Raw genomic sequence first — 15,017 nt, 5'->3', positions numbered from 1 at the left:
CGAGCGCACATCCGGGAGTTCTGAGCGGGACTTGTGGTGCCCTCGGTGGGCGTGGCGTCGGATGATTCACGTCCACCGGACGAGGTCCGAGCCGATCAGACCGGTGAAGCAGGTGAGCAGCAGTCTGCCGCGCTGGGCTTCCGTACCGTCGCCGAGCACCGAGCGCACCAGGTTTCCGTTGATTGGTGGCCGGCGGCTCCGGTCGAGTGTCGACGTCCGGCCGTCCACCCGCCGGGCGCGACGGTGCACGTCGCGGGCCGAGGTACATGCCGCGGATCCCGTGGTGCCGCGCAAGCCCGGCCGGCCCTCGTCGGCCGGGCTTCCGCGGCGAGCCGGACGTTCGAGCTCAGGAGGGCTGCCGGTCGCGCGTCGGGCGACGGGACGTCAGTCGTGGAGTCAGCCCCAGTACCAGCGAGCAACTACCGACGATCACGGCCGTTCCCAGCAGCTGCACCGCGGAAAGCCGTTCGCTCAGGACGAGGGAGCCGACGAGCACCGCGACGGCCGTCACCGCGAACTCGACGCTGAGCGCCCTGGTGGCCCCCACTCCGGCGACGAGCCGGAAATAGAGCACGTACATCACGCCACTCATGACGCCGCCGAGCAGCAGCAGATACGCGTAGTCGGCAAGGTGAGGTGTCTGGGCCACGGGAACCACGAACAACAGCGGAAGGGTGAGCAACCCGCCGAAGAGGAACGACCCGATGGTCAGTTCCCACGACCCGACGTTGTGCAGACGCACACGGGCGTAGTTGCTTCCGAACGCCGCCGAGAGCGCGCCGATCAGCGAGCCGACGCAGCCGAGGCGGAAGGAGTCGGTGATCGACGTCTCCGGGAAGCCCACGAGCAGGATGATGCCCGCGATGCCGAGGGACAGGCCGACCCAGCCTCGAACCGACATCCGCTCGAGCCCCCAGAGGTGACTGATCAGCATGGAGAACAACGGAATCGTGCCCACGAAGATGGCAGCCATGGCCGATCCGATACGGGGGGTGGCGTAGGAGACTCCGATCAACTGGCCCGCGACGGTTGTCGCGCCGACCACGGCGAACGGCCACCAGCCGGTCGCGAAGTCGAGCCGGCGCCTCATGACCCGGGAGGCCAGCAGCACGATGACCCCGGCGATGAGCGCTCGGAACGCGACCGCGCCCACCCAGCCGAAAGCCCGCTCCGTTCTCGCCAGCACCGCGAACGAGACACCCCACACGACTGCCAGGGTCCCGTAGTCGGCCATGTCCCTGCCCCGCATGAAAGTCCTCTCCGTGTGCGCGGTTTCCTCCCGAAGGCGGGAGTGCCCGGGACAGCTCCTCAAACGCGAGTACGGCGGAGGCATCGTTTGCACGGGAATTCGTGCGCCCTTCCAATCGCGCGTCTAACATTTACTGCAAATAGTAATCAAATGAGTGCCAGTCGACCATGCAAGCCGAACGTTTGACTCCTCCGCGTGGCACACTGGGCCACATGGACAAACTTGATTCGGCGATCATCCGGCATCTTCAGCTGAACGCTCGGCAGTCCAACCGCGAACTGGCCCGTCAGCTCGGCGTGGCCCCGTCCACGTCACTGGAGCGCGTGCGCGCGCTCGAGGAGCGGGGGGTGATCAACGGCTACCGGGCGGAGTTGAACCTCTCCGCGCTGAACAGGGACTACCAGGCGTTCGTTGCCGCGCAGGTCAGGCCACTCAGCCGCTCGGTCATCACCTCCTTCCAGGAATCGGTCGCCGAACACCCCGAAGTGGTCGGTGTGTTCGTCGTGGCCGGCGGCGACGACTTCCTCATTCACGTCGCCGTGCAGAACAACGAGGCCCTGCACGCGTTCCTGATGGACCGCCTCAGCCAACGACGTGAGATCGTCGGCTTCAGGACGATCGTGATCTTCCAGCACACTCCTCCCCCGGTGCTGACCGCGCTGCCGGACACGAATCGCCAGCCGCAGGCCGCGCAGGCCCCCAGTCGGCGGGCACAGCGCGACGAGGACGCCAGGCGGGCCCGCTCAGGCGGCTGACCTCCCGTCAGCGAGCCGCTTCCACCAGCCGATCCACCGCTTCCCGGATCAGGCCCTCGCCCTTGCAGAAGCTGAAGCGCACCAGCCACCGAGGCGTGTCGGGGCTCTGGTAGAACGCGCTCGTCGGTACGGCCACCACCCCTGCGAACTGCGGAAGTTCGCGGCAGAAGCGCGTACCGTCCTCGTATCCCCAGGAACGTACATCGGCCTGGACGAAGTAACCGCCGCTCCGGTCCACCGATGTTTCCCGGGCGGCCACTTCTACCTCTACGAGCGGTCCGAGCCGGGCATCGAACTCGGCGAACTCGTCACCGAGGCCGCCACCGGCAAGTCCTCCGTCTGAGTCGTCCGGCCATCGACGGCGACGCGTCCGCTCCGACTGCGCCAATACAGCGCCGCGCAGCCGGCGACAGTGAGCGGCAGCACCAGCAGCCATCCGCTGAAGGCCATCACCACCAGCGTGAAAACCGCGGCGACCGCGGCCGCGTACCACAGTGGCGTACGGCGCGGCAGCAGCCGCAGCGAGGCGGCCATTCCGGCGACGGTCACCGCGGCCAGGAACGCCGACGTGGCTCGCATCAACGGATCCAGGGGTACGTTCAGCAGAGCGACGACAAGCGTCAGGGCCGCGGTGAGCACCGCCTGCACGGTCAGGCTGCGGCGCGGAACCTGGCCCGCGCTGCCCCCCTTCGCCAGCCAGACCGGCAGCGCACCGTCGCGGCCCAGGGCCGCTCCCAGCCGAGCGGCGCCCGCTATGAAGGTGTTGACCGCGCCCATGCTCAGACATATCGCCGCCGCCGCGGTCAGCCCGCGCGCCGATGAGCCGAATCCGCGCTCCAGGAGAAGCATCAGAGGAACGTCCGAGGTACGCGCTTCCGGCCCCAGTACGCCGACGGTGACGAAGGACAGACCGAGGTAGAGCACACCGACGATCACCAAGGTGATCGCCGTCGCCCTCGGCAGATGTCTTGTCGGATGCGCGAACTCCGCGGAGAGATGACTCGCCGCCTCCCAGCCGCTGAACGCGTAGAACAGCACCAGGGCGGCCGAACCGATGGAGAGCCAGCCGTCCGGCATGAAGGGGGTGAAGTGGGCCGTCTCGGTGTGCGGCGCCGCGAAGACGATCGCGCACGCCAACAGCAGCACCAGCAGGCCGACGAGCACCAGTTGCATCCGGCCCGACACCTGAAGCCCGACATAGTTGGCGGCGACGGCCACCGCCAGGATGGCCGCGGCGCACGCGTACCCGGCGCTCCCGGAAAGCCCGAACGCCTCGGCGACGTATTCCCCGCCCGCCATCGCACCGGCCAGCACACCGACCGGCACCGCCGCGTAGAACAGCCACCCCACACATGTCGCCGCTCGCGGACCGTACGCCCGGGCGACGAAGGTGGAGACGCCGCCGCCGTCGGGGTGGCGCGCGCCCAACGCCGCGAACGTCACCGCCACCGGGACACTGAGCAGCAGGAGCACGGTCCAGGAGACGATCGATGCCGGGCCGGCCACCGCGGCCGCGAGTGCCGGCAGCGCCAGCACCCCGGGCCCCAGCACCGCGCCGATGTACAAGGCGGTGCCTTCGCCCCATCCGAGCATCCCCCGCTGCATGCGCGCTGCCCCTTCCCGTCCGGTTGCCGGTTGGGAGTCTAGGCAGCGGCACCGAGAGCGGCCCCGTCCGCCGAACAAAATTCGGCACACCCTCGAAACTCGCGATTCCGAACGCCATTAATTCGACGATCAGCCTCCAACGGAAATCACTTCGACGGTTCGGAACGGATTCCTCTCCCAGCACCGCGGCGAGCGCATCACCGGTACCGCACCACGGCGACGGCTATTCACTGCGGTCAATATCCGGACATCCGTCGCGCTTGGCGAGCAGTTCACCCAACTCGCTTTGTTCTCTCGAATATTGAGACCAGGAACCGAAAGCTAATGACAGGGACTGTCCCGTCTGCTTACTCTCCCGAAGTCCCATCGGATCCCGCTTTCAGAGGGCATCCACGGGACCCGTCATGTGCACCACTCAATTGAGGAGGCACCATGCCCAGCACCATCACCGAGCAGCAGTCGGAGCAGGAGATCGACACGGCTGTCGAGCTGCCGGAAGTCACCAGCAGCCAGCTCGTCTTCGACCACGGCGTCCAGTCCCAGCCGCACATCTGCCCGTCCGCGGCTGCTCGCGCCGCCTGAGCTAGACGTCGACTGTTCCTGAGTTGACCGTGAGGGGCCCGTTCACGGGGCGCAGCCTGTTCCCGAAGCAGTTGTTCGCGTACAACGCCTTTCCCCGCATCTCGCCGGACGGGGGGATCTTCGCCGACCAGTTGTGGGTCGACAAGGACTGGTCCCTCGGCAACGTTCGCGACACCACGCTTGAAGAGGCGTTCCGCAGCGACAAGTTCAGGGAGCACATCGCCAGGTTCCGCCGCCGGGCCGAGGCCGTCGACGAGTGCCGCTCGTGCGAATGGGTCGAACTGTGCGGAGGCGGCCACCCGGGCCACACTCTCTCCGAGTACGGCACCCTCGACCACAAGGACGCCTTCTGCGACACACGCAAGTATTGGTTCGAGCGTTACGTGGGCAGCCACGTCGAAAGGGTACTCAAGGGTGTCTGAGGATCCGTACGAGAGCACCGAGGACTGGGGCGTCACCTTCCGCGGCATCGCCGACGGCTGGCTGTTCTCCGACGTGGTGGGACAACTCCCCGGCGTGGTCGTGCTGCCGCTCGAGAACCCCGACCTGTACGACCGCACGGACTGGGAGAAGAAGGTGGCGATCGAGGGCCACCACCGGTCCGTGTCGATCGCCCGGCACCGGGGCCGCAGGTTCGGCATCCTGTCGGCCAAGCTCGGTGCTCCGGCCGCCGCCATGGCCGTCGAGGCCGCGGCCGCCCGAGGCGTGCACACGCTCATCGGAATGGGCTACTGCGGTGCCATCGCCCCTGAGATCAACTGCGGCGACCTGGTCGTGCCGACCGGCGCGGTGGCAGGGGACGGCACGAGTGCGGCCTACTGCTCGGAGCGCTACCCGGCTGTCGCGGACCACTCATTGGTGACCGCCTTGCGGCAGGCGTCGGGCGGACGAATGCACGACGGCCTGGTCCACTCCCTCGACGCCGTTCTCACGCAGGATTCGGCTCTGGTGGAACGGTGTCGTCGGCTGCGCGTCTCGGCGATCGACATGGAGACCTCGGCGGTGCTCACCGTCGCCCGCCTGCGGCAGGTGCGCGCCGCCACCGTCCTGGTGGCCAGCGATCACCCCGGCCGGGGCATCTACACCGACCCGGTCATGCTCACCGCCGGATCGCGGTCGGCGGTGGAGGTGGTGTTGGAGGCGGTGAGCAACCTTGCTGCGGAATTGGACTGAACTCAACAAACACGCACACCTGTTCATCGCTGCCTCGGCCGTCTCCTTCGTCGGGGACGGCATGCGGTACGCGGCGCTGCCGCTGCTCGCCGCCCAGCAGGGTGCCGGTCCCATCGGCCTGGGACTGCTGCTCGGCTCTGCCACGCTCCCTTTCCTCGTCCTGGGAGTCTTCGGCGGCGTCCTGGCAGACCGTGTACGCCGGCGCAGTGTCCTGATCGCCTGTGACGCCCTGCGCTTCGGGATCATGGGCGTTTTCGTGCTTCTCCTGATCAGCGGCCACACGTCGTTGCCGCTGCTCTACGCCGTCGCGTTCCTGATGGGACTGCTGGAGTCCGTGGCGACCTCGGCGACGTTCGCGTACTTGCCGCCACTCGTATCCGAAGAGCATCTCGAGCGGGCCAACGCCATGTCATCCACGGCACTGCTGCTGGGGAGACAGTTCATCGGTCCCCTCCTCGGCGCAGCGCTGCTCGATGCCGCAGACGCCCTGCCCTTCGCTCTGGACTGCCTTACGTTTCTTGTGTCAGTGCTGCTGCTGGGCCCGCTGCCGAGGTCCCTGGAGAGTAAACCGGAGCGATCTCCTACTCGTCGGGATCGCTCCGCTGCTTCTGCTGCCGCTCTTCCTGAAACGTGATGCCGCCTCACCCGGACCGCAGTCGTTGCCCAAGGACGAGAGGCCGGACAACCTGAGCGGTGACGTGGCGGCGCCGTACCCCCTGCCGTAGACCGGCTCACGTCCCATCAAATGCCCTTGAACACACGGAACATGAGACCCTGAAGTCGGGAAGAGGGGTTCGGACGTAGCCGTCGAGGTGTGTGCCGACAGGGGGTCCTCGATGTTCGGGGCAGAGTTGTTCACCCAGACCGCTGCCGCCGCCGCGGGCACGATGGTCGGGCTGATGACCACGGACGCCTGGCAGGCGGCCCGGCAGCGGATCCTGCGGATCCTGGGGCGCGAGGGCGTGGCGGAGCTGGACCGGGCGCGGGCGGCGCTCGATGCCGCGCCGCCGGGCCGGCAGGAGATCATCCTGCGCGAGCAGCGGGAGCGGTGGGACGCCACGCTGCGCACGCTGCTGGCCCGCGACCCGGAGCTGTCCGGTCAACTGACCGCGTTCGTCGAGGAGTTCTCCGGCGTGGCCCGGTCGATCGTCATCCACGCCCCGCACGCCCAGTTCGGGCTGCCCGCGGCGGCACCCGAGTCGCCCACTCCGGGCGCGCTGACCGTCGCCCCGCCCCTGGGCCGCCTCGACCGCCGGGTGCGCGGGCGGGAGCCGCTGCTCGACGCGCTCAAGTCCCTGGTGGGCAAGCCGACTTCGGGTGTGCGGGTGCTGCACGGCATGGGTGGTGGCGGCAAGACGACGGTCGCGCTGGAGATCGCCGCGTACGCCTCCGCGCTGGGCGTGGACGTGTGGTGGGTGACCGCGTCGAACCCGGCCGCGCTGAGCGCCGGGATGCGCGAGGTGGTGGCCGCGCTGGGCACGCCCGCCGACCTCATCGACCGGGCCTGGTCGGGGCGTTCCAGCGCCACGGACCTGCTGTGGCGGCGACTGTGCGACCGGGCGGACCCGTGGCTGCTGATCGTGGACAACGCCGACGAACCCGAACACCTCGCCCCGCACGGCCGGTTGGCGGAGGGCACCGGCTGGATCCGGCCGGCCGCCGAGCTGCCCGGCCTGGTGCTGATCACCAGCCGGGACGGCAGCCCGGCGACCTGGGGGCCGTGGGCGACGCTGCACCCGGTGGACGCGCTGGAGGAAGCCGACGGCACCGACGTGCTGTGGGACCTCGCCGGGCCGCGGGCCGGATCGCGCGAGGACGCGGGGCTGCTGGCGCGGCGGCTCGGCGGGCTGCCACTGGCGCTGCGCATCGCGGGCTCGTACCTCGCGGCGGCGTCCGCGTTCCCGGCCTGGCCGGGCACCAGCGCCGTACGGACGTACGCCGACTACCACGCCGCCCTCGACGAGCGCTTCACCGAACTCCTCGACGAGGACCCGCCCGGCCAGCCCGGCATCCCCAACACCGTTCCGGTGAGCCGCACTTGGGAGCTCTCCCTGGACCTGCTGGAGCGGCGCGGCATCTCCCAGGCCCGCCCGCTGATGCGGCTGCTGTGCTGCCTGGGCGACGCCCCCGTGCCCCTGGTCGGGCTGCTGCGCCCGGACCGGCTCGCCGCCTCCCGGCTGTTGCCCGGCGTCACCCCGCAGGAGCTGTTCACCGCGCTCACCTCGCTCGCCGACTTCGGCCTGATCGAACTGCACACCCCGCGCGGCGGCGACGAGCAGGCGCGCACCCTGCTGCTGCATCCCCTCGTCCGGGACGCCGGCCGCCACCAGCGGGACCTGGTCGAACACCTCCAGGAGTACGGCGCGGTGGTCGCCGACCTGGTCGTCACGGCCACCGCCGAGTTCAGCGAGGACGACCCGCGCGACTGGCCGCGCTGGCGGCTGCTGCTGCCGCACTGCGACGCCCCGCTCGCCCTGATCGGCGACCCGTACGAGGTGGAGGACGAACTCGTCTCGAAGGCGCTGCGGGCGGCGGCGGCCGGGGCCCGGCATCTGATTCGGCGGGGCTGGCTGGACCGGGCGGAGGAGGTGCTCGGGGCGTGCGAGCCGGTGGTGCTCGCGTGCGGTCCGCGTGACCCCGACGCACTCGAAGTACGCTCCGCTGCCGCCCACTTGCTCCATCTGCGCGGTCGGCTGCCGGCGGCCGAGTCGCTGCTTCGCACGGTGTTGGAAGACACCCGGGCCCTGTTCGGCGACGCGGCCGGCGAGACCGCCGACGCCCGGTACGCACTCGCGAACCTGCTCAACGGCCGGGGCCGTCCGGTCGAGGCGGCGACCGAGTACCGCGCGGTCCACGCCACGCTCCGGACCCTGCTGGGCGAGCGCGACCCCCGGACCCTCGCGGCCCGCAAGGGCGTGGCCTGGATGGCGCGCTACCGAGGGCTGCTCGCCGAGGCCGAGGAGGACTACCGCCTGCTCCTGGACGCCTATCGGGAGACACTCGGCGCGAACCACCCCGACACCCTGGTCACCCGGCACGAGATGGCCCAGGTGCTGCACGAGCGGGGGATGTTCCGGCAGGCGGAACTGGAGCTGCGGGAGACGCTCCAGGTGTGCGCGGACGTACTGGGCGAGCGCCACCCGAGCACCCTCGCCGTGCGCCACGACCTCGCGGACGTCCTGCGCGACCGCGGCCTGCTCGTGGAGGCCGAGCACGAGTTCCGTACGGTGCTCGGGCTGCGCGCAGACGCCTACGGCGAGGACCACCCGGAGACCGTGGCCGCCCGGCACGGCCTTGCCACCGTGCTGCGCGACCGGGGCTGGCCCACCGACGCGGAGACCGAGTTCCGGGAGGTCTTCGAGGTCCAGCGCAGGCTGCTCGGCGACATGCACCCGCATACCCTGGTGGTCCGCCACAACCTGGCCGACCTGCTGATGGAGCGCGGCCAACTGGAGGCGGCGGAGGCGGAGTTCCGCGAGGTCTACGAGGCCCGCCGCGAGGTGCTCGGCGAACAGCACCTGCTCACCCTGTCCGTACGGCACGGCGCCGCCCACGTCCTGCACCTGCGCGGGCGCACCGACCGCGCCGAGACCGAGTACCGGACGGTCCTCGCCGACTGCATCGACACCCTCGGCCCCCGCCACCCCGGCACCCTCGCGGTCCGCCACAACCTGGCCGACCTGCTGACGGACCGCGGCCAACTGGAGGCGGCGGAGGCGGAGTTCCGCGAGGTCTACGAGGCCCGGCGGACGGTTCTGGGCGAGCAACACCTGCTGACCTTGTCCGTACGGCACGGCGCGGCCCACGTCCTGCATCTGCGCGGGCGCGTCGAGCCGGCAGAGGCGGAGTACCGGACGGTGCTGGCGGACTGTGTGGAGACGCTGGGGCGCCGGCATCCGGGGACGCTGGCGGTACGGCACAACCTGGCCGACCTGCTGTGCGTGAAGGGCGAACTGGCAGCCGCAGAGGCCGAGTTCAGTGAGGTACGGGAGACCTGCGAGGAGGTGCTGGGGCTACGGCATCCACGGACCCGGGCGGCGCAGGAGGCGCTGCGCGTCGTGGCCGGCATGCGCGCCGGGGCACCGGGGACGCCGGACGACGTTCCGCCGGCCGCACCGGGGGCTCACGCGCCCAGCGACCCCGACTCGGCCGCCGCCGGCTCGTAGCCGGGGAAGCGGGCCGGGATCTGCCCGAGGTCCCACAACGCGAGCGCCTTGTCGTCGTAGAAGTCGTCGGACTCGTCGTCGCCGATCACTCGCAGCGGCTCGGGCAGCCCGAAGGGGGCGAGCCGCAGGTTGATCGGCCGCCACCAGCCGGTGAGGATGTCCGTGTTGGCGGAGGTACCGAAGAAGGTCGTGGTGAGCAGGTAGCGCGAGCCGCTCTCCCGGAAGCGGGTCAGTGCCTCCACGACGTGCTGGTAGGAGAAGTGCACGAGGGCGTCCCGGCACAGGATGAGGTCGACGCACGGCACGGGCTGGGCGGTGAAGTCGAGCAGTTGGAAGTCCCGGCCGGGCGTGCGGTAACGGGCGCGGTTGCTCTCGACGAGTTCCGCGACGACGTCCCCGCCCAGGTAGTCGGCGCCGTGCAGGTCGACGTACCGCATCCAGTTGAAGTCGCCGCACGGCGCGTCCAGCACCGAGCGGATGCTCAACTCACTGATCAGTTCGCCGAGTCGGGCCATGACCCGCTTCATGCGCTGCAGTTCGGAGCCGGGTCCGGAGCGGGTCTCGTCGGAGCCCCAGCGGTTGGTGCGGTAGATGTCCGTGAACACGTCGTGCAGGTCGGGCTCGTCAGGGACGTCCGTGACGTCGACGTACCGCCGCGCGTGCACGTCGTAGACGGGCTCCCCTGGATTGCTGAGGTACCGCGGGGTCAATGACGTCCTCTTTCGCTGCCCGTCGGCGGGACGTAGGGCAGCCCACCGGTACAACTCGGCAGCATAACGCTCCTCACGGCCGGACCTGGATCAGCGCATGGGTCCCGCCGGTGCGCCAGCGCTGCCCCTCGGCGGCGACGAGCGCGGCCTCCGTGTCGGCGTCGAGGCCGGTGATCACGTCGGACTTCAGGGTGCGCAGGGCGGCGACGCGGCCGGGGAAGTGGGCCGTGACGTCGGCGAAGGGGGTCGTCGGGGGCCACCTGCGGTCTCCCACCAGGCGGCGGTAGTTGAGGTCGCCCTTCACGACCGTCAGCGTGGACGCGGCGAGCTCGGTGCGCAGGTCGTGGGGCAGGTCCGCGTACGGCAGCGGGGCGCAGGAGAAGGGGTGGGCGCGGACCGTGAGGCGGCCGTCGGCCATGGCGGACCAGAGGCGGCGCCCGTACTCGGCGGCCCGGCCCGGCGCGTCCGTGAGGCGGCGCAGTGCGTCGACGACGTCGGCGGTCGTGGCGTCGGAGACGTAGTAGGGGTACGGCTTGACGTGCAGGACGGCGCGTTCGATGCGGCCGTGGGCGAGGAGGTGGGCGATCAGCAGCAGGTCGGGGATCAGCTCGCGGCCGGCGTTGTCGGCGATCAGGCACAGCGCGCCCCCGCCCGTGAGCGACGACCAGAGGGCGTCGCTGTCGTCGGCGACCAGGCCCGGGACGGCCGCCCGGCCCTCCGCGTCGGCGTCGGAGAGGCGGAAGCCGAGGTCGGCGCGATTGCCCCACAGCGAGCCGTGCAGCAGGGCTGTGGCCTGTTCGTCCTCGGGCTTGTCCGCGAGGTCGTCGAGCGCGGCCAGTTCCTCGTCCGTCTCCCGGGAATCGAGCTCGGCGAGCTTGAAGGGGCGGAAGGGGTCGATGCCCTGCCACGCGCCGGGGCCGAAGTAGCCGACCGCGTCGAGGAGCCGACGGTAGAAGTAGCTCTCGGACCACAGCCACGGCACGTCGAACCAGGAGCGGCCGGTGTACCCGTCGATGCCCCACGCCTTCCAGCGGTCCCGGTCGTGCGCGTCGGCGGGCAGCGCTTCGACGACACCCTCGGTACAACTCACGAGCAGCTCGTCGAGGCCACGGTGCTGCTCGGGCCCGTACGGAAAGGCCTCGCGCACCTGCCGGACGATGGCGGGATGCCGCTCGGCGAGGACGCTGTGCGGGAAGGAGCCGGGTTCGTTGCCGAGGATCACGGGCGCGGGCGGGGTGTCGGGCATACGGCTCACGGTATCGCGCACGTCGGCGTGGACCGGGGAGCCCTCCGGTCCGCCGAGGACCCCTGCCGGGGCCGGGGTACCCGCCCGCACGCACGTTCACAGCCTCCGCGGCAGCCCCCGCCCCTCACCCGGCCCTGGTCTCCCGTTCCAGCTGTGCGACCAGCGTCAGGTAGCGGGCGCGGCGCGGGACCGGGACCATGCCTCGGATCAGGAGGTGCCACATCTGGGCGAGTCTGCGTGGCTGGCGGGCCACGGGTTCGAGGTGGCGGCCGACGACGCGGGTCCCGACGAAGGAGCAGACGAGGGAGTGGGCGGCGGCGTCGATGTCGGTGTCGGGGTGGAGGTCGGACTCCTTGACGGCGCCGAGGAGTTTGCGGGAGGCGATGTCCAGCCACTCGGTGAAGGGATGCCGCAGCGGGGCGCGCACCTCCACTCCCCCGGTGGCGAGCCGGAGGCCGGCTCGGGGGATGGGGTCCTCGACGGACAGGTGCGCTATGCCGAACGTGAGGCGCATCAGGGCTTCGAGGGAGGTGGAGCTACGGGCGTCCATCTCGTGCGCCAGCCCGCGCGAGGCGCGGGACTGGAGCTCCATGATGGCGTGCGCCAGGTCCTCCTTCGCTGCGAAGTGGAAGTAGAGGGCGCCCTTGGTGACTTGGGCGTGCTCGACGATGTCGCTCAGGCTGGTCGATTCGTAGCCGTGCCGGTCGAACAGGTCGGCTGCGGCCGTGATGATCGTCGCGCGGGTCTGCTCGGCGCGTAACTGCCTCGGCATCGACGGAACACTCCAGGTGCGGGAAAGAACGGGTCACGCCGTTTGTTTCTTGCTCTCTCCCCACGATAGCTCACTACTCGGCGCCGCCGACGGCGCATGCGAAGACCTCCGAGTCCCCCTGCCTGCCGACGACTTGTACGGTGCCGTCGCTTCCTTCCGAAAGCTCTATCCAGGTGGGTTCGTCCAGTTCCGCGTACTGGTGGAAGGCGATCCGGAACGAAACGGGCAGCCCGCCGCCGGGGGTTCGTGCCCATACGGCCTGGCGGGCGGCCTCGAGGAGCAGCATGCCGGGCACATGGTCGAGCGGGTGGTCGAAGAAAACGGGATGTGCGGTATCTACTCTCAGCTGCCAGCGGTCCGGGCGGTCGGCCGGTGCGAGGACGACGTCCTCGGGCAGCGCGCGTCCCACGGCGGCGGCCGGCAGAGCCGGCGGGACCGGCAGAGCCGACACGGTGGCGGGCGTACGGCCGCCCCGCAGCCGGCGGTAGACGGCGTCGCTGGTGCAGGAGAACGCCACATGCGCGGTCGCGACACGGTCGCCGCCGCGTACGACGTCCGCCGTGTAGCGGGCGGACACCGGGCGTCGACCCCGGTACTGGACCTCGGTGAAGGCGACCTCGACGACCGGCTCGGCCGGCACCGCGCCCACCGCCAAGTGCCGGGGAAACGTGTCGACTTCGAACTCCTGGAGCACGAAGTGGTGGCCCAGCGGCACGTCGTACTCGGTGTGCGCGATCAGCGTTCCGCTCTGCCGTACGGTCTCCACGACGAGCAGGGGTTCGTATGCGGACCGGTCCGCCGACACGTGTAATCCGTGTGCGCGCGGCCACTGCGCCGACACGGAGAACCGGTCGTCCGCGATCCGGCTCCAGCCGGTGAGGAATGTTTCCGCCACCGCCGCGCGGTGTACCAGTTGACAGGGGACGGTCGCCGTCATGGGCGGGGTCTCGGCAAGATGCCGTGGTTGAGGCATGTCTCTCCCTACGGTTCTCCCGAAGGCCATGGCGGACAGTGAGATGCCCACTCCGGTGAGCGTTAGAGTACGAGCCGACCGGTTTGTTTTCAATGAGATCAGTCCGCGGCGTTCTATGATCGGGGTCACTGCGGCACACGATCGCCGGCTTGTTCAACTCGGCGCAGTGGAGGGGCTCTTATGGCACAACAGGAGCGCGCCATCAGGACGCGCAGAGCGATCCTGGAAGCGGCGGGCGCGGTCTTCGACGAGCACGGCTACACGTCCACGACCATCGCCATGGTCCTCGAGCGGGCCGAAGTCACCAAGGGCGCCCTGTATTTTCATTTCCCTTCCAAGGAATCCCTCGCGCAGGCGGTGCTGAACGAACAGGTCCCGTTCGGGGCCGTGCCGCCGCAGCCCTGCAAGGTGCAGGAGATCATCGACATGACGTTCGTGGTGGGGCAGCGGCTGCTGACCAACTCCCTGCTGCGGGGCAGCGTCCGACTGGCCGTCGACCAGGAGACGCCCTCCGGCGTGGACCACGGTGAGCCGTTCCGGCAGTGGGCGCACCGGCTGACGGCGCTGCTGGAACAGGCGCGCGCACAGGGCGAGTTGCTGCCGACGGCGAACCCTCGGGACACGGTGGAGCTGCTGGTCGGCGCGTTCACCGGCATCCAGCTGATGTCACGCGCGCTGACCAACCGGTCCGACCTCGGCCACCGGCTGTCCGTGCTGTGGGCCCACATCCTGCCCAGCATCGCGGTCCCGGGGCTGCTGATCGCACTCGACAGCGGGGCCGACCGCGGCGCCCGGGTCCTGGAGTCTCTGGAGATGGCGGCCTCGTGATCCTGCTGACCGGGGCGACCGGCACGGTCGGCGGACAGGTGGCCCGGCGACTGCCCGGCACCGAGCCGGTGCGCCTGCTGACCCGCGACCCGAGGCGCGCCGCCGGCCTGGCGGGCCCGCACACCGAGGTGGTGGGCGGGGACTTCGACGATCCCGGCAGCCTGCTGCGGGCGCTGACCGGCGTACGGGCCGCGCTGCTCGTCACCGCGAACCCGCTGACACACGCCCATGACGAGAACTTCCTGACGGCCGCCCGTGCCGCGGGAGTCCACCATGTGGTGAAGCTGACGACCCTGTCGGTGACCGAACCGGACGCCACCGATCTGGTCACCGAGTGGCAGCGGGAGAACGAGCGGCTCCTGCGTGCCTCGGGCCTGGCGTGGACGCTGCTGCGACCGCGCGCCTTCATGTCCAACACCCTGGGCTGGGCACGCTCGGTGCGGGAGGAGGGCGTGGTGCGCGCCCTGCACGGCGACACGGAGGTCGCGGCGGTGGATCCGCGGGACGTCGCGGACGTGGCGGTGCGGGCGCTGACGGATGCCGAGGGGCACGCGGGCCGGGCGCATCCGCTCACCGGGCCCGAGGCCGTGAGTCCCGTACGGCAGACGGAGATTCTCGCGGAGCTGCTCGAACGGCCACTGACCTTCGTCGAATCGACCGAGGACCAAGTCCTGCCAAGGCTGCTGGAGCGCTACTCCGCCGAGGTGGCCCGTGCCCTGGTGGAGAGCTCAGCGCGCGGGCGGGACGGGACGAAGGCGCACGTGGAACCCGCGGTCGCCGAGGTGCTCGGCGGGCCGGCCCGCGCCTACCGGGACTGGGCGGGCGACCACCTGAGCGCCTTCCGCGCATGACGGACAGCGGGCCGGGCCGGGGGGGCGGGCCCCCCCCCGCCCCCCCCCCCGGGGACCACCCACCGGGGCCGAGGGGGGGTTTGGGGGGGTGTTTGTTGGCCGGGGAC

15 protein-coding genes are annotated in these 15,017 nt (G+C 70.6%); 8 read left to right on the top strand and 7 right to left on the bottom strand.

Annotation, left to right across the window (positions count from 1 at the left end; genetic code table 11):
• Nucleotides 1–346 precede the first annotated feature (346 nt).
• On the bottom strand, nucleotides 347–1,249 hold the full coding sequence (locus ACFYO2_RS12935; protein ID WP_388347824.1) for a DMT family transporter: 903 nt from the start codon (nucleotides 1,247–1,249) through the stop codon (nucleotides 347–349).
• 212 nt (nucleotides 1,250–1,461) lie between these two features.
• Here ACFYO2_RS12935 and ACFYO2_RS12930 point away from each other — a divergent pair, with 212 nt between their 5' ends.
• On the top strand, nucleotides 1,462–2,004 hold the full coding sequence (locus ACFYO2_RS12930; RefSeq protein WP_388347822.1) for an Lrp/AsnC family transcriptional regulator: 543 nt from the start codon (nucleotides 1,462–1,464) through the stop codon (nucleotides 2,002–2,004).
• A 7-nt stretch (nucleotides 2,005–2,011) separates the two neighbouring features.
• Here ACFYO2_RS12930 and ACFYO2_RS12925 read toward each other — a convergent pair whose 3' ends face one another.
• Together ACFYO2_RS12925 and ACFYO2_RS12920 are read right to left on the bottom strand one after the other, a co-directional pair.
• Nucleotides 2,012–2,242, bottom strand: a complete 231-nt coding sequence (locus ACFYO2_RS12925) for a hypothetical protein (protein WP_388347820.1) — start codon at nucleotides 2,240–2,242, stop codon at nucleotides 2,012–2,014.
• Nucleotides 2,243–2,271: 29 nt separating this feature from the next.
• Nucleotides 2,272–3,609 carry an APC family permease gene (locus ACFYO2_RS12920; protein WP_388347818.1) on the bottom strand — a complete coding sequence of 446 codons (1,338 nt, stop codon included), beginning with the start codon at nucleotides 3,607–3,609 and terminating at the stop codon, nucleotides 2,272–2,274.
• 432 nt (nucleotides 3,610–4,041) lie between these two features.
• Between ACFYO2_RS12920 and ACFYO2_RS12915 the strand changes: the two genes are divergently transcribed.
• The 5 genes from ACFYO2_RS12915 to fxsT all read left to right on the top strand — a co-directional run bounded on the left by ACFYO2_RS12915 (nucleotide 4,042) and on the right by fxsT (nucleotide 9,530).
• Nucleotides 4,042–4,191 carry a hypothetical protein gene (locus ACFYO2_RS12915; RefSeq protein WP_388347816.1) on the top strand — a complete coding sequence of 50 codons (150 nt, stop codon included), beginning with the start codon at nucleotides 4,042–4,044 and terminating at the stop codon, nucleotides 4,189–4,191.
• 29 nt (nucleotides 4,192–4,220) lie between these two features.
• The gene (locus tag ACFYO2_RS12910) at nucleotides 4,221–4,613 is read left to right on the top strand and encodes an SPASM domain-containing protein (RefSeq protein ID WP_388348593.1); all 393 of its coding nucleotides are present in this window, start codon (nucleotides 4,221–4,223) and stop codon (nucleotides 4,611–4,613) included.
• Complete coding sequence (locus ACFYO2_RS12905) at nucleotides 4,606–5,364, top strand: hypothetical protein (protein ID WP_388347814.1); 759 nt, start codon at nucleotides 4,606–4,608, stop codon at nucleotides 5,362–5,364. Before ACFYO2_RS12910 ends, ACFYO2_RS12905 begins: the two co-directional genes overlap by 8 nt.
• On the top strand, nucleotides 5,345–5,998 hold the full coding sequence (locus tag ACFYO2_RS12900) for an MFS transporter (protein WP_388347812.1): 654 nt from the start codon (nucleotides 5,345–5,347) through the stop codon (nucleotides 5,996–5,998). The genes ACFYO2_RS12905 and ACFYO2_RS12900 overlap by 20 nt, the downstream gene beginning before the upstream one ends.
• A 202-nt stretch (nucleotides 5,999–6,200) precedes the next feature.
• Nucleotides 6,201–9,530, top strand: a complete 3,330-nt coding sequence (gene fxsT, locus ACFYO2_RS12895; RefSeq protein WP_388347810.1) for an FxSxx-COOH system tetratricopeptide repeat protein — start codon at nucleotides 6,201–6,203, stop codon at nucleotides 9,528–9,530.
• Here fxsT and ACFYO2_RS12890 read toward each other — a convergent pair.
• From ACFYO2_RS12890 to ACFYO2_RS12875, 4 genes are all read right to left on the bottom strand, one after another.
• A complete protein-coding gene (locus ACFYO2_RS12890) occupies nucleotides 9,488–10,240 on the bottom strand; it encodes a class I SAM-dependent methyltransferase (protein WP_388347808.1) in 753 nt (250 codons plus the stop codon). The genes fxsT and ACFYO2_RS12890 overlap by 43 nt on opposite strands.
• 73 nt (nucleotides 10,241–10,313) lie before the next feature.
• Nucleotides 10,314–11,486: a damage-control phosphatase ARMT1 family protein gene (locus ACFYO2_RS12885; protein ID WP_388347806.1), complete on the bottom strand. Its 1,173-nt coding sequence runs from the start codon at nucleotides 11,484–11,486 to the stop codon at nucleotides 10,314–10,316.
• Between the two features lie 124 nt (nucleotides 11,487–11,610).
• The gene (locus ACFYO2_RS12880) at nucleotides 11,611–12,258 is read right to left on the bottom strand and encodes a ScbR family autoregulator-binding transcription factor (protein WP_388347804.1); all 648 of its coding nucleotides are present in this window, start codon (nucleotides 12,256–12,258) and stop codon (nucleotides 11,611–11,613) included.
• A gap of 73 nt (nucleotides 12,259–12,331) precedes the next feature.
• On the bottom strand, nucleotides 12,332–13,195 hold the full coding sequence (locus tag ACFYO2_RS12875) for a ScbA/BarX family gamma-butyrolactone biosynthesis protein (RefSeq protein WP_388348591.1): 864 nt from the start codon (nucleotides 13,193–13,195) through the stop codon (nucleotides 12,332–12,334).
• A 216-nt stretch (nucleotides 13,196–13,411) separates the two neighbouring features.
• Between ACFYO2_RS12875 and ACFYO2_RS12870 the strand changes: the two genes are divergently transcribed.
• Nucleotides 13,412–14,059, top strand: a complete 648-nt coding sequence (locus ACFYO2_RS12870) for a ScbR family autoregulator-binding transcription factor (RefSeq protein WP_388347802.1) — start codon at nucleotides 13,412–13,414, stop codon at nucleotides 14,057–14,059.
• On the top strand, nucleotides 14,056–14,910 hold the full coding sequence (locus tag ACFYO2_RS12865; RefSeq protein WP_388347800.1) for an NAD(P)H-binding protein: 855 nt from the start codon (nucleotides 14,056–14,058) through the stop codon (nucleotides 14,908–14,910). The genes ACFYO2_RS12870 and ACFYO2_RS12865 overlap by 4 nt, the downstream gene beginning before the upstream one ends.
• Nucleotides 14,911–15,017 lie beyond the last annotated feature (107 nt).

It is taken from the genome of Streptomyces sp. NPDC006602, assembly GCF_042870385.1.
Lineage (GTDB): Bacteria > Actinomycetota > Actinomycetes > Streptomycetales > Streptomycetaceae > Streptomyces.
Note: the sequence above shows the minus strand (reverse complement) of the source record. Positions and strands in the feature narration are given on the sequence as shown.

Bases quoted from the DNA above. Each gene is read 5' to 3' on its own strand.
- ACFYO2_RS12930 (WP_388347822.1), top strand. From the start codon at position 1,462: ATGGACAAACTTGATTCGGCGATCATCCGGCATCTTCAGCTGAACGCT.
- fxsT (WP_388347810.1), top strand. From the start codon at position 6,201: ATGTTCGGGGCAGAGTTGTTCACCCAGACCGCTGCCGCCGCCGCGGGC.
- ACFYO2_RS12880 (WP_388347804.1), bottom strand. From the start codon at position 12,258: ATGCCGAGGCAGTTACGCGCCGAGCAGACCCGCGCGACGATCATCACG.
- ACFYO2_RS12885 (WP_388347806.1), bottom strand. From the start codon at position 11,486: ATGCCCGACACCCCGCCCGCGCCCGTGATCCTCGGCAACGAACCCGGC.
- ACFYO2_RS12920 (WP_388347818.1), bottom strand. From the start codon at position 3,609: ATGCAGCGGGGGATGCTCGGATGGGGCGAAGGCACCGCCTTGTACATC.
- ACFYO2_RS12870 (WP_388347802.1), top strand. From the start codon at position 13,412: ATGGCACAACAGGAGCGCGCCATCAGGACGCGCAGAGCGATCCTGGAA.
- ACFYO2_RS12935 (WP_388347824.1), bottom strand. From the start codon at position 1,249: ATGCGGGGCAGGGACATGGCCGACTACGGGACCCTGGCAGTCGTGTGG.
- ACFYO2_RS12915 (WP_388347816.1), top strand. From the start codon at position 4,042: ATGCCCAGCACCATCACCGAGCAGCAGTCGGAGCAGGAGATCGACACG.
- ACFYO2_RS12875 (WP_388348591.1), bottom strand. From the start codon at position 13,195: ATGACGGCGACCGTCCCCTGTCAACTGGTACACCGCGCGGCGGTGGCG.